The organism is Methyloprofundus sp. (genome assembly GCF_965251085.1).
Classification (GTDB): Bacteria; Pseudomonadota; Gammaproteobacteria; order Methylococcales; family Methylomonadaceae; genus Methyloprofundus.
In genome coordinates, this window is sequence record NZ_OZ252594.1 from 4856918 (window position 1) to 4870695 (window position 13778).

The window sequence follows — 13778 nt, forward strand, 5'->3', positions numbered from 1 at the left end:
ATTCCACAAAATTTTTATATAAAGCTATAGGATATTAAATGTCTGAAAATACAATAAAAGCGACTGAAGTATTAGCGCAATATCGTCAGCATGTTGCGGAAAGAGAGAAGCAAGGCGTGGTTCCGCAACCCCTGAATGTTGAGCAAGTAACAGCAATAGTTGAACTTATCAAACAACCTCCAGCAGGTGAAGAAAATTTTATTCTTGAACTATTGGCCTACCGTGTACCTGCTGGTGTCGATGAGGCGGCTTATGTTAAAGCCGGTTTTTTAGCCGCCATTGCTAAAGGTGAAGATTCATCGCCGATCATTGATGCGCCACGAGCGGCTGAATTACTCGGCACCATGTTAGGTGGATATAATATTGCGCCACTGGTTGATTTGCTGGATGTAGAGGCATTGGCACCGATTGCAGTTAAAGCCTTGTCACATACTCTACTGGTGTTCGATGCTTTTCATGATGTTCAGGAAAAAGCTGATGCAGGTAATAAATTTGCCAAGTCAGTCATTCAATCCTGGGCAGATGCAGACTGGTTTACCAGTAAAAATGAAGTGCCAGAGAAATTAACGGTTACCGTATTTAAAGTGACTGGTGAAACCAATACCGACGATTTATCGCCTGCGCCAGATGCCTGGTCGCGCCCTGATATTCCCTTGCATGCTCAGGCGATGCTAAAGATTCCCAGAGAAGGAATTACCAATACCGAAGAACAAATTAATGCACTAAAAGAAAAAGGTTTTCCGGTTGCTTATGTAGGTGATGTAGTGGGGACAGGATCTTCACGCAAATCAGCGACCAATTCAGTGCTATGGTTTACCGGTAACGATATTCCTTATGTCCCTAATAAGCGAGCAGGCGGGGTGTGTATCGGTGGCAAAATTGCCCCTATTTTCTTTAATACCATGGAAGACTCGGGGGCATTACCCTTCGAGTGTGATGTAGAAGATATGGCGATGGGTGATGTTATTGATATTTATCCTTATCAGGGTGTGGTCAAACGCCATGATAGCGATGAAGTCGTATGTGAATTTACGCTAAAAACCGAGATTCTTCTCGATGAAGTACAAGCCGGTGGTCGTATCCCTTTAATTATTGGTCGTGGCTTAACTGATCGTGCTCGTATTGCGTTAAACTTAGAGCCTTCTACCGTTTTCCGTAGACCTGGCGATACAGAACATAGCACAAAAGGTTTTACTCTAGCACAAAAAATGGTTGGCAAAGCCTGTGGTGTTGCGGGTGTACGTCCTAATACCTATTGTGAGCCGCATATGACAACCGTGGGCTCTCAAGATACTACTGGGCCAATGACTCGGGATGAGTTAAAAGATTTGGCTTGTTTAGGTTTTTCTGCTGATTTAGTGATGCAGTCTTTCTGTCACACAGCAGCTTATCCAAAACCGATTGATGTGGCTATGCAGCATAGTTTGCCCGATTTTATCATGAATCGGGGCGGTGTCTCTTTGCGCCCAGGCGACGGCATTATTCATTCCTGGTTAAACCGGATGTTATTGCCTGATACAGTGGGAACAGGTGGTGATTCTCATACGCGTTTCCCGATTGGTATATCTTTTCCAGCAGGTTCGGGTCTAGTGGCTTTTGCAGCCGCAACCGGCGTGATGCCTCTTGATATGCCGGAATCTGTTCTGGTGCGTTTTACAGGTTCTCTACAGCCAGGGATTACTCTGCGTGATCTGGTAAATTCGATTCCGTTGGCAGCGATTAAAAAAGGCTTATTAACGGTTGAGAAAAAAGGCAAGAAAAATGTTTTTTCTGGACGTATCTTAGAAATTGAAGGATTACCTGACTTAAAAGTAGAGCAGGCATTTGAACTGTCTGATGCATCGGCAGAACGCTCTTCAGCAGGCTGTACCATTCGCTTAGGCGAAGCACCCATTCGTGAATACATCAATTCCAATATTACCATGCTGAAATGGATGATATCCGAAGGCTATGGTGATGTACGTGCCATTGAGCGTCGAATTAAAGAAATGCAAGCCTGGCTAGACAAACCTGTGCTAATGGAGCCGGATGCTGACGCGGAATATCATAGCGTACTGGACATTGATATCAGCGCTATTAAAGAGCCTATTATGGCCTGTCCGAATGACCCGGATGATGTGAAAACTCTGTCTGATGTCGCAGGCACTAAAATTGACGAAGTCTTTCTAGGCTCATGTATGACCAATATTGGTCATTTCCGTGCCGCAGGTAAATTATTAGACAAAATTGAGGGAAAATTACCGACACAGCTTTGGGTTGCTCCGCCCACTAAAATGGATCAGGCGCAATTAATCGAAGAAGGGTATTACAGTATTTTTGGTAAATCAGGGGCGCGTACGGAAATGCCCGGGTGTTCACTGTGCATGGGAAACCAGGCGCGAGTTGCAGATGGTGCTACCGTGGTTTCGACTTCGACCCGTAACTTTCCGAACCGTCTAGGTAATGGTGCTTTTGTTTATCTGGCTTCTGCAGAACTCGCAGCTGTGTGTTCTATTTTAGGCAAGATTCCAACGGCAGAAGAGTACATGACGTATGCGCATCAGATTGATGAAACAGCTGAAGATAGCTATCGTTATCTGAATTTTGACCAGATCAAAAGTTATCAAGATAAAGCGGATTCGGTAGAAGTTTAGATCGGAAAATCAATATTTTTTTGTAGGGCGTGGCTTCAGCCCGCCTTTAACTCAACTGTTCCTTGTCCTACAAGATCTTAGACTTTGCAAAGCTTATGCGTTTAACAAACGAAGAAATTGCCACTATAAAAAACAGCGTACTGACACTCGATGTTGACGCGGATGTTTATTTGTTTGGTAGTCGCGTTGATGATACTAAACGTGGCGGTGATATAGACCTGTTAATCAAATCGACTAAGTTGACTCGGCGTGACTTAAGAACAATTCGTGGGCAATTTTTTGATAGCTTTGGCGAACAGAAAGTGGATCTAGTCCTCGATGCCGGTGATTCAAATAATGCTTTTATAAATATGATAGAGCCAGAAGCCATTAAATTATGAGTCTAGATTACCTAAAAGAACTTAGTCTAGCCTTGGAAAAACAGTTATTCTGGCTAGATTATTCTTATCAACAAGTGAAAGAGCTAACTGATCCGGCAGGCTTTAGTATTGAGGAATTTAATCAGTTTGAAAATTTGTGTAGTCGCTATGCGCGTACTATTGATTTTTTAGTGCGTAAATATTTCCGCTCGCTTGATGATGTAGAATTTGAAAATCAGGGAACGCTGATTGATGTGGTGAATAATGCACATAAAAGAGGATTGTTTAACGATATAAAGGTCATCAGAGATATCAAAGATATTCGTAATGAGATCGTGCATGAATACTTGGATGATGCATTACAAGCTGTGTTTGCAGATGTGCTAAGTACAAGTCCTGAGTTGATAGAAATTGGGCATAACACTTTGCGCTATGCTCAGCGCTACACTAAGGTTAAAGAAGCACCAGAGTGAGTAAACTATTTAAGCTTCGAAGCCCATTCCAACCGGCAGGTGACCAGCCAGCAGCCATTAAGCAATTAGTCGAAGGCCTGGCGGATGGTGAGGTGCATCAGACTTTATTGGGGGTAACAGGTTCCGGGAAGACCTTTACCATAGCCAGTATGATTAATGAGGTACAGCGCCCGGCGATGATTATGGCGCCGAATAAAACTCTGGCAGCTCAACTCTATGGAGAAATGAAAGAGTTTTTTCCGGAAAATAGCGTCGAATACTTTGTATCTTATTATGATTATTATCAGCCCGAAGCCTATGTGCCAGCGTCGGATACCTTTATCGATAAAGATGCGTCGCGTAACGAGCATATAGAGCAAATGCGCCTGTCAGCGACCAAAGCCCTGCTAGAGCGCAAGGACACTATAGTGGTTGCGACAGTTTCAGCTATATATGGCCTGGGCGAGCCTGAGTCTTATTTCAAGATGGTCTTGCACTTGGTGCGTGGAGATATCATTAAGCAGCGTGATTTACTGCGCCGTTTAGCGAGCATGCAGTATACGCGTAATGATATTGAATTACGCAGAGCAACCTATCGTGTTCGCGGCGATGTTATTGATGTATTTCCCGCTGAATCAGATGAAGCCGCTTTACGTATCGAGTTGTTTGATGATGAGATTGAGCGTTTATCATTATTTGACCCTTTAACTGGGGAGATTTTACATCGTGTCGCACGTTATACGGTTTATCCCAAAAGTCATTATGTGGCTCCCCGCGAAAGATTGCTGGAAGCCGTAGAAAAAATTAAAATCGAATTAAAAGAGCGCTTAGAGCAATTAAGGTCAATGAATAAACTCGTCGAAGCGCAACGTCTGGAACAGCGCACGCTATTCGATATAGAAATGATCTATGAAGTAGGTTATTGCTCAGGCATAGAAAATTACTCGCGCTACTTATCCGGGCGAGAGTATGGCGAATCGCCACCTACCATGTTTGATTATTTGCCCAAAAATGCAGTCGTGATTATCGATGAAAGCCATGTTACTGTGCCGCAGATCGGTGCAATGTATAAAGGCGATCGCTCGCGCAAAGAAACACTAGTGGAATATGGTTTTCGACTGCCATCAGCTCTAGACAATAGACCGATGCGCTTTGATGAATTCGAAGCACAGATAGGGCAAAGAATCTATGTTTCAGCGACCCCGAGTAAGTATGAAAAAGAGCATACAGGACAATTCGTCGAACAAGTAGTCAGGCCGACAGGCTTACTAGACCCGGAAATCGAAGTACGCCCAGCGACCACTCAGGTTGATGATTTACTCTCTGAAATAAGCTTGCGCGTGGAACTCAAAGAACGGGTCTTAGTCACCACACTCACCAAAAGAATGTCTGAAGATCTCACTGAGTACCTTATGGAACACGGGGTGCGGGTGCGCTATTTACATTCTGATGTGGATACCGTTGAACGAGTCGAAATTATCCGTGACCTACGTCTGGGGAAATTTGATGTACTGGTGGGAATTAACTTATTGCGGGAAGGGTTAGATATCCCCGAAGTGTCTTTAGTTGCCATTCTGGATGCCGATAAAGAGGGCTTTTTGCGTTCAGTGGTTTCATTGATTCAGACCATCGGTCGAGCCGCTAGAAATGTAAATGGAAAAGCGATTTTATACGGTGACAGAGTGACTAAATCTATGCAACAGGCAATAGACGAAACCCAGCGCCGACGCGAAAAACAGATAGAATATAATCGGGAGCGGGGCATAACGCCGACGACAATTATTAAATCTGTCACTGATATATTAGAGCTAACAATACCTGGTGCAGGGTTAAATCAAACGTCCAGACGCAAAGTAGCTGAAGAAGGTGCCAGTTACAAAGGAATGTCCGCTAAAGAGAAAGAGAAAAAATTAGTGCAACTAGAAGATCAAATGTATAAACACGCAAAAAATCTGGAGTTTGAAGAAGCGGCGGGAGTCAGGGATGAAATAAAGCAATTACAGGCAGAAATGCTGATATAACAGTTGCAAAATAAGTCACCTCAGCTATAATACCAGCTCTTATTTGTCTTGATTAAGATTATATAGGCGTGTAGCTCAGCTGGTTAGAGCATCACCATTACATGGTGGGGGTCATTAGTTCGAATCTAGTCGCGCCTACCAATAATCTCAGATTTAAGATTCTTTAGGCGCGTAGCTCAGTTGGTTAGAGCACCACCTTGACATGGTGGGGGTCGGTGATTCGAATTCACTCGTGCCTACCAATTTCCTGTTTAAAAGCAGTAAGTTGGATTCTTGGCGTTTTTCCCCGATTTATCTATTCAGATTTCTGATCCATGCAGGATTCAGAAAAATTATCGACTGATCATTACTCTCATTAAAAAATCAGAAGCTCTAAGCTCTGATCGCTTTGTAGCGGCTAAACCTAAATTAGCGTGTTAATTGTAGCTTAGTTTTTGTAATTGTTCTTATTAGCTAGTTTCTTGTCTAGCGTTAGTCATTCAATATTATTGTTCATGGCAGTAGCAAGGATGATTGCATCAGGTAGCTTAAGTTTGTGTTTCTGCTTCAGTGCAATAGTTTTATCTTCTATAATACGATCAATGCTAAATTGAGTCATTTGGCTAAGCAATGCAGATATTATGCTTATTTCTTGCTGGGTAATACCAGGAAAACCTAATAGCTCCATACGTGTTACTGAACTAAATGCACCGTTTTTTAGGTTTAGTTCCTTTAGCTTTGTATCTGCGTCAAGATTACCTTTAATAAGCCCTAAAATAATATTGGTGTCCAATAAGCATTTAATCCCATTCATCGCGCATTTTTCTTTGAATTTCTATAGGATCACCTCTAAAGGTAGGTGAGTCCTTGAGTATGCCAAAAAAGTCATTGAGTGTTTTTTTTGGGGGTTCTTCGACGGCATATTTACATAGTAATTTCTTGATAAGGTCATTTGCTGATAAGTGGGTCTGTTCTGCCACCTGTTGAAGCTGAGTGGCAACATCATCTTTTAGTTTTAGTGTTTGCATAGTGATATTACGTTAATTTAGTTATTGGGTAGGGTAATTCACGGTTTTTTATTCCAAACAATATTTAGACACATACATTGTTATGCCTTCATCATTATAGCTTGATAGAAACTAACAGCAACCCATATAATATTCAGGTGGTTGCGCCCTAAAAGCAGACGTCGGGGTCTTTTAGGGCGTTTCATATACAAAGTGCAAAAATAAAAACCAGCCCACGATGTTTTTTATAATAACTTATTATTTTCAATCGAGTCTGACCCCAATGTCATTATTCAATCGAGTCTGACCCCAATGTCATTAAGTATCTTTCTTCTACATGATTTTTTTTAACGAAATTAGAAAGTGGCAACGCTAGTAAGGAGCGAGGGACAGAGAACTTCATCACAGGCTGAGAAAACAATATCCGGGATGGGTTAAGTTGTTTTGCATATTCAATTTCACGGGAATGCCCTATAGTCATATGAATTTCTGCTGGTCTCCACTTGTCGCCAGCGGCAGTCTGAATTAATTGCATCATACCCAATAATGTACTGGTCATGACCTGGGTACAATCTTGCTCAGGTAATAAACAGGGGGAGTAGTCAATAAACCATATAAAGTCTCTTTCTTCTTCAAGCGCAAAAAGACTAGTCTTGCTTTGCAAAGGAGCAATGTAAACAAGGCGTTTTAATAGCGTATATAGGTTTGCGCAGTCCTTAAACAAAGGCTGCATAGTTGATAATTCAGTCCAGGGGTTTCTAGTGGTTGCCTCTAGTCCAAAGAGTGTATGCCCCTCTCGTTCAGCGATTGTTTGCACAAATTTCCAGCACGATGTTTCAAGTAGTAGTAAATCTTTTTCATTAGGCATTTGTGCCGGCAAATACAGTGACGGCATTATACTTTCAACAGGTGAACCAATATTTTTTGCTAGTAGATAAAACGGCTCCAGAAAAGCTACCCTAATAAGGGGAAGTGTTGATTGTTGATGCATGAATTGGCCTTAATTGAAATAGGATAAATAAATAATACCTTGCTTTTGCAATATTGACAATTGGCTTAAAAAGATAAGAAAGTGCATTATTATAATGAGATAATTAGCATTTGAAGTTTCCCAATAAGTGATAAAGCTAATTATAGTAATAGTGTAACTACTCAGCGTAAATAAATAAAAAAGTTCTTGACAGGGTTTTAGCCCTAAATTTGTGTTTTTTAGTCACCTGCATACCAGAGATCAAATAGGCTGTTCATTGCCCCTGTCTTTATAGTGAGTCGCAAGATGTACTTTAAATGCCGACGACCCTGAACAACTTTTTTAATCGTCTAAAAACCGCTTACAACGAGGAAAAATCGGGATTTAAAACCCATGAGATAATAGACCTGTCCTTATAGAAATACAGGTTTCCCGTTGAAAATAGATAACATTGATGTTGAGTCTGCAGTCAAAAATACCCAGCAGTTACTTGAGGCTGAACGTGACATATCGCCTGCGCTCAAATCAGCACTGGAAATGATTCTATTATTAGTGACGGTGTTATTAAATCGAGTCACGCTAAACAGTAAAAACAGCAGCAAACCACCCGCAAGCGATCCCAACCGTAAAAAGGGCAGTCGCAAAAAATCAGACAAACCTTCAGGTGGCCAAAAGTCACATGTCGGTACGACACTGCAAAAAATAGAAAACCCTGATGAAATCGAGGTGATCACCCTTGATCGCCGTACCTTGCCAAAAGGGCAATACACAGAAGATGGCTTTGAAACACGTCAAGTATTCGATATTGATATTTCACGGGTCGTGACTGAGTATCAGGCCCAACGATTGATCAATGAAAAAGGACAATGTTTTATCGCCCCTTTTCCAGATAATATTACCAAGGCAGTGCAATATGGGAATGGGATAAAAGCCCATATCGTTTATCTATCGCAATACCAGTTATTACCTTACAATCGAATTCAGGAATATTTTACTGATCAATTAGGCATGCCGATTAGCGAAGGCTCCATCTATAATTTCAATAAGCAGGCTTATGAGCAATTGGCTGAGTTTGAAGCGATCAGTAAAGAGCACTTAGTCGCATCCCCGTGTATTCACGCGGATGAAACCGGCATTAATATAAACGGTAAGCGCCATTGGCTACATGGAACTTCCAATGATCAATGGACACACTTCTTTCCCCATGCCAAGCGTGGCACGGAGGCAATGAATGACATTAGGATTTTACCTCGTTATCATGGCATTTTATGTCATGATCACTGGAAGCCCTACTATAAATATGACTGCACTCATTCACTTTGTAATGCGCATCATATAAGAGAATTGACGCGTGCCAGGGAGCAAGACAAACAGGCATGGGCTCATGAAATGAAACAACTGCTTGAAAAAATGAATACTGCAGTCAATGACGCAGGCGGCATATTACCGGATAAAGAAGCAGAGACATGGAAAATACACTACAGGGAATTACTCGGTAAGGCAGAAATAGAATGCCCACCACCCGACAAGCCAAAAGAAGTGAAACGGGGACGAACAAAACGCAGTAAGGCGAGAAATTTACTGGAAAGGCTTATTGATTTTGAAGAGGATGTATTGCGCTTCATGACAAATGCCTGCGTGCCATTTACCAATAATGCTGCTGAAAATTCGATTCGGATGACCAAAGTTCAACAGAAAATATCGGGCTGCTTTCGGAGTACCGATGGTGCTAAAATATTTTGTCGCGTCAGAGGTTATTTAGCAACGTGCCGTAAACAAGGTGTCAGTGCAACTTTGGCAATGACGCTTGTGTTTGAGGGAAAGTTGCCTGAATTTGCTTTATAATTTCATTAGGCTATCAATTTCACTGAGTAGTTACGTAATAGTATGGATTATTTTGTTTTCAATCACTTATGAGTGAAATATAGTAAATATTCGACCAACACATACTACCTAGAATCAGCGAGTTAGGTGGCTTCTAAACTGACGACACAGCGGATAAAGCCATAAGTCTTTGATGGGTACGCTTTGTTTACCAGCAGGTCCCAACTTGCCGCGCCCTTTGGTTTTACCTACGTAGATCCAGTTGGCGGCTTTGTAACAAGTCCCTGCAAATCGCTCGGTATCAACAAAAGTTTCCAGTAACACCGGACGGATGCCATAACGCTCTTCCCATTGTGTAGGAAGGCGACGAGCTATCATGGATAAAATAGTGGAAGCAAGATTTTTGGATTTCACCTAGGGCATAATCAGAAAACGGGCATTGTTCACGACTAACGGCAGGTTTTTTTGCCGCTGTTCGTGGCTCCAGCCAATAAACTGATCACGTGGTGCCGTTTGCCAGACGGCCGCACTAAAACCGAGCGCTGCAATAATTTGCTCGTCGAGGATGACGAAGTAGCGAAGCTGTGCGCCGGGTAGCGGTTTGTGCCCCAGGTAGTGGTAGCGATGTATGTACTCATTCCATAGTCGTGAATGATCACGGGTGATGACTGGACAAAGCTGGATGGCCGCAAGTTCATGAACAGGCCGGAGGATCGCTGGTTGCGGGTCCGTCTGTTCAGTAAAGTTGAGTTTCTGTCGCGGGGGTGGTTTGCGCCGTGGTGGCGGCAGAGCGATAAGTCCATCTTCTGCCATGCGCAGCATGGCAACACGGCATGACATATCCTTGAGCCCCCCATCAGGCTTGTACCAATCAAGCATCCTGCAGGTCAGGCGCGAAAGTTCGGCACGCGTGCGCCCAGCATCCTCGGCAATCAATTTCCGCATCTGTTCCAGTTCCTGCTCGCTAAAGTTTCGTCCACAATACCGTGTCATGGTGATTGGGGCTGTTCTGACTCGAGTGGAGTCGCAGTCAGTTCAGGCAAGGGTTTGCTCAACTGCTGTTTGCGCGACTCGCTCATCATCCAGGGAATAAACGGGCGGATGTCTGAGGGAGGCTGCCCACCATTATTCGCACAGGCATCTAGATAGTCGTGAAGCCAGTGATGTGGGTTCAATCCCCATAACAGGATTGTCTGAAACAGTGAAAACATCATGGCTGCCAGTCTGGCACTCCATTGACTCCCTGAACCATAATAGTTTTTACGCCCCATACCGGGATTACGCATACGCCGCTCGGCGATATTGTTGTCCATGGGCACCTGGGGATTAGCCACAAATACCATCAATCCTTTCCAGTGGTTATTCAGGCTGTTTAGGATCTTGCATTGAATGCGCTCTAGGTTTTTGTTCTCTTTCTCCGCTTCCAGTAAATGCGCGTAGCGCTCTTTCATCTTTTGGCTTGCCTGTGCAAGGGCTTGATGGTGTTGCTTGAAGTCTTGATTCTGGGTTTCCAGGCTTTTTGTTTCGTCCCACTCTTTCAGGCGTTGCTTGTTAAGATGATAGAGTTCGGCAATGAGTTCGACCCAATCAAGCATCCATGCTTCAAGTTTCGGATAGCTTCTGGCGGCATCCAGAAAGTCACGGCGGACATGTGCCCAGCAGAAAGCCAGTATGATCTGTGGAATTTCCCGTGCCAGCCGAATGTAACCTTTATAACGATCACAGACCACAATGACCTGTTCCAGGTGTTTATCCAGTCCGGAAAAATACTTGATGGGTATATCACCACTACGGCTAGGTGCAAGTATGTAATAGACTACCGAACGGGACTGAGTGACCCACAACCACCAGCGGTAGCCCGTTTTTCCCTCTATGATTTCAAACACTTTCCAGCCGGTTTCATCATTATGGAATAGATCTTTGGTGAGTTGTTTTTTAACCAGTTCATTGACGAGCGGTTCGAATAGCGGAGCTATCTTCTGTAATCCACCCGTGAGTGTGCCCAATGTCATTCACTTAAATACAAAAATAACAAAAAAAAATAAAGTGATTAATACTCATAAGCTTAAGCAACACTTTCCTCAGTTACTTTTTGCCTTGACTATATCCATCTAATCTGCCAACATAAGCATGGATAATTTAATTTTTGCAGGCAGGCAACATAATGACAACAGCTATTACCCAACCCCTTACACTTTCTGCTCGTTATTTTTCTAAAAAAGAACTCGCCTACGTTCAGCAAACCGTTAACACGTTCCCCAACTTAAGCCTGACCGAACTTGCCGAAACGCTATGCGAACATTTGCACTGGGTCACGGCAAAAAAACGCAATAAAATTAATGCCTGCCTAAGCGCCTTAGCTAAGCTGGAAAAATTGGGCTATATCAGCTTACCGGTAAAACGCGTTCAAAAGAAACGCGAATCAAAACCGATCATCTGGACATCACAATCGGTTCCTGGTGTACCTATTGAATGTGAGCTCAGTTCCTTGGGGCCTATAGAATTAGAGGTTGTCACAGATAAGGCGGATGTCGCGCTTTGGAATGAGCTCGTTGATCGGCATCATTACCTGGGTTATCGTCATCCTATCGGTGCGGCCTTAAAATACTTTATCATCTCCAATACACCGACACGACAAATCCTGGGTTGCCTGCAGTTTTCAGCCTCTGTCTGGCACCTGGCTGACCGTGATCACTGGATTGGCTGGCAAACGAAAGATAGGGAGCAACGCTTAAACCTGATCATTAATAACACCCGTTTTTTGATTTTACCCTGGGTCAAAGTCAAAAATTTAGCCAGTCACGCCTTATCTATCGTGACTCGTCAAATTGCAGATGATTGGGATAAAACGCACGCTTACCGTCCCGTCTTGATTGAAACCTTTGTGGACACCACGCAATACCACGGCACCTGTTATCTCGCTGCTAATTGGTCACATATCGGTGAAACCAGTGGCAAAGACTGGCAAAAAGCGACGGATAATAAAGAGGGCACCATTAAGAAGTTGTTTGTTTTTCCGCTTAATCCACACTTTAGAGCCGTATTGAAAAATGAACCTGTCAGCCAAAAAAAATCGATCATTGATGACGACTTTTTAAACTTATGGGGCAAGGTTGTCAATATCATCTCTGAGGTGGCTCTTGCCTACGATGCCACCTGGCAAAAACGCAAACGGGTGATAGACTCATTATTACTGGTTTTTCTTATTTTTCGCCTGGTTTTTTCAAAAAACACACAGAGCTATGGCACCACCATTACCGAATTCTGGCACAATTGCCATCGGATGAAGTTTCCCTTGCCCCAAAAACAAGCCATTTCAGCCTCATCCTTTACCGAGGCACGTAAAAAACTGAATGAATCCATTTTTATCGAGTTGAACCAGCGCATTATCCAGGCCTGTCCTGAGAAAACATCAGAACGCTGGTTGGGACATCGCCTGTTTGGAGTGGATGGTAGCAAGATCAATCTGCCCCGAGAATTAATCAAAGCAGGTTATGCCACACCACAACAAAACAGCCATTACCCACAAGGCCTGCTCAGTTGCTGCTATCAACTTAAATCAAAAATCCCCTATGATTTTGATCTGGTCAGTCATGGCAATGAACGCAAGTGTGCTTTGGCGCATTTACAAACACTAGAGCCAAATGACGTTTGCGTCTATGATCGCGGTTATTTTTCTTACGCCTCTTTATTCCAGCACATTCAAGCGGACGTACACCCTGTTTTTAGAATGAAGAGACACGCAGGAAAAGCGATTGATGAATTTATCGACAGTGATAAAACGGATGAGATCATTACCCTGATGCCAACAAAAGCGCGCCAGAGAGAGATCAAAAAAGAATTTCCTCAGATGATCTTTGTACCGCTAAAGATACGTCTCATCAAATATGTCATTGATGGCACGAGTTACTGTATTGGCACCACGCTAATGGATAAGCAATACACCATTGATGCGTTGAAATCGGTCTATCATGATCGCTGGGGCATTGAGGAGCTTTATAAAGTGAGTAAAAACCTGATTGAGGTTGATGATTTTCATGGGCGCAGTGAGCGCACGGTCAAACAAGAACTGTACGCTCACTTTGTGTTGATCACCATGAGTCGACTCTGCGCGAGGGCCTCTGAGCATTTACTGGCGAGTTTGCTGAATCTTCCTGTCGATGAAGAATCAGAGGCAGAGCAAACCATTCAGGTGAACTTTAAAAATACATTAACGACCGTAGCCCGACATCTTGAGGAGATTTTGTATGCACCCAGTATTTACATCAATCAGGTGATGACTGAGTTGGTTTGTTCAATTTCACGTTACTATCACAAGAAAAGGACGGGGCGTCATTACGCAAGAGAATCGAAACAGTCAGCACAGCAATGGAATACGCGGAGAAATAGCGCTTGATTTTTTAACATCAGACATCTTGATTCGCTATCCTGAAAGAAATCCATTAAAACTTAAACTAGGCAATATAATTAAAGGGTTAGGGAATTATTGTCAAATGATTGATATTTTCAGCTAAAGAAATGAAAATGGTACTC

At 43.0% G+C, this 13778-nt stretch carries 10 protein-coding genes, 2 tRNA genes and 1 pseudogene; 8 read left to right on the plus strand and 5 right to left on the minus strand.

What is annotated here, in order from left to right; genetic code table 11:
- Positions 1–38 precede the first annotated feature (38 nt).
- The 6 genes from acnB to ACQY3F_RS22960 all read left to right on the plus strand — a co-directional run bounded on the left by acnB (position 39) and on the right by ACQY3F_RS22960 (position 5707).
- Entirely contained in the window at positions 39–2633 is a 2595-nt protein-coding gene (acnB, locus tag ACQY3F_RS22935; protein WP_428357478.1) for a bifunctional aconitate hydratase 2/2-methylisocitrate dehydratase, read from the plus strand.
- Positions 2634–2728: 95 nt separating this feature from the next.
- Positions 2729–3013 carry a nucleotidyltransferase domain-containing protein gene (locus ACQY3F_RS22940; protein ID WP_428357479.1) on the plus strand — a complete coding sequence of 95 codons (285 nt, stop codon included), beginning with the start codon at positions 2729–2731 and terminating at the stop codon, positions 3011–3013.
- A complete protein-coding gene (locus ACQY3F_RS22945; RefSeq protein WP_428357480.1) occupies positions 3010–3465 on the plus strand; it encodes a hypothetical protein in 456 nt (151 codons plus the stop codon). Before ACQY3F_RS22940 ends, ACQY3F_RS22945 begins: the two co-directional genes overlap by 4 nt.
- Positions 3462–5465, plus strand: a complete 2004-nt coding sequence (gene uvrB / locus ACQY3F_RS22950; RefSeq protein ID WP_428357481.1) for an excinuclease ABC subunit UvrB — start codon at positions 3462–3464, stop codon at positions 5463–5465. The genes ACQY3F_RS22945 and uvrB overlap by 4 nt, the downstream gene beginning before the upstream one ends.
- Positions 5466–5529: 64 nt before the next feature.
- Positions 5530–5606: transfer RNA gene (locus ACQY3F_RS22955), tRNA-Val, on the plus strand.
- A 24-nt stretch (positions 5607–5630) separates the two neighbouring features.
- Positions 5631–5707: transfer RNA gene (locus ACQY3F_RS22960), tRNA-Val, on the plus strand.
- A gap of 233 nt (positions 5708–5940) precedes the next feature.
- Here ACQY3F_RS22960 and ACQY3F_RS22965 read toward each other — a convergent pair.
- The 3 genes from ACQY3F_RS22965 to ACQY3F_RS22975 form a co-directional block, all read right to left on the minus strand.
- Entirely contained in the window at positions 5941–6258 is a 318-nt protein-coding gene (locus tag ACQY3F_RS22965) for a type II toxin-antitoxin system VapC family toxin (protein ID WP_428357482.1), read from the minus strand.
- The gene (locus tag ACQY3F_RS22970) at positions 6245–6472 is read right to left on the minus strand and encodes a hypothetical protein (protein WP_428357484.1); all 228 of its coding nucleotides are present in this window, start codon (positions 6470–6472) and stop codon (positions 6245–6247) included. The genes ACQY3F_RS22965 and ACQY3F_RS22970 overlap by 14 nt, the downstream gene beginning before the upstream one ends.
- A 268-nt stretch (positions 6473–6740) precedes the next feature.
- A complete protein-coding gene (locus tag ACQY3F_RS22975; protein WP_428357486.1) occupies positions 6741–7442 on the minus strand; it encodes an AraC family transcriptional regulator ligand-binding domain-containing protein in 702 nt (233 codons plus the stop codon).
- Between the two features lie 414 nt (positions 7443–7856).
- Between ACQY3F_RS22975 and tnpC (ACQY3F_RS22980) the strand changes: the two genes are divergently transcribed.
- Positions 7857–9266 carry an IS66 family transposase gene (gene tnpC / locus ACQY3F_RS22980; RefSeq protein ID WP_428357487.1) on the plus strand — a complete coding sequence of 470 codons (1410 nt, stop codon included), beginning with the start codon at positions 7857–7859 and terminating at the stop codon, positions 9264–9266.
- Between the two features lie 114 nt (positions 9267–9380).
- Here the strand turns inward: tnpC (ACQY3F_RS22980) and ACQY3F_RS22985 are convergent.
- Together ACQY3F_RS22985 and tnpC (ACQY3F_RS22990) are read right to left on the minus strand one after the other, a co-directional pair.
- Positions 9381–10238, minus strand: a pseudogene (locus tag ACQY3F_RS22985) (Druantia anti-phage system protein DruA).
- Positions 10235–11257, minus strand: coding sequence for an IS66 family transposase (gene tnpC, locus ACQY3F_RS22990; protein ID WP_428357488.1), 1023 nt, complete (start codon positions 11255–11257; stop codon positions 10235–10237). Before tnpC (ACQY3F_RS22990) ends, ACQY3F_RS22985 begins: the two are co-directional and overlap by 4 nt.
- Before the next feature lie 152 nt (positions 11258–11409).
- Here tnpC (ACQY3F_RS22990) and ACQY3F_RS22995 point away from each other — a divergent pair, with 152 nt between their 5' ends.
- Positions 11410–13641, plus strand: a complete 2232-nt coding sequence (locus ACQY3F_RS22995; RefSeq protein ID WP_428357490.1) for an IS4 family transposase — start codon at positions 11410–11412, stop codon at positions 13639–13641.
- Positions 13642–13778 lie beyond the last annotated feature (137 nt).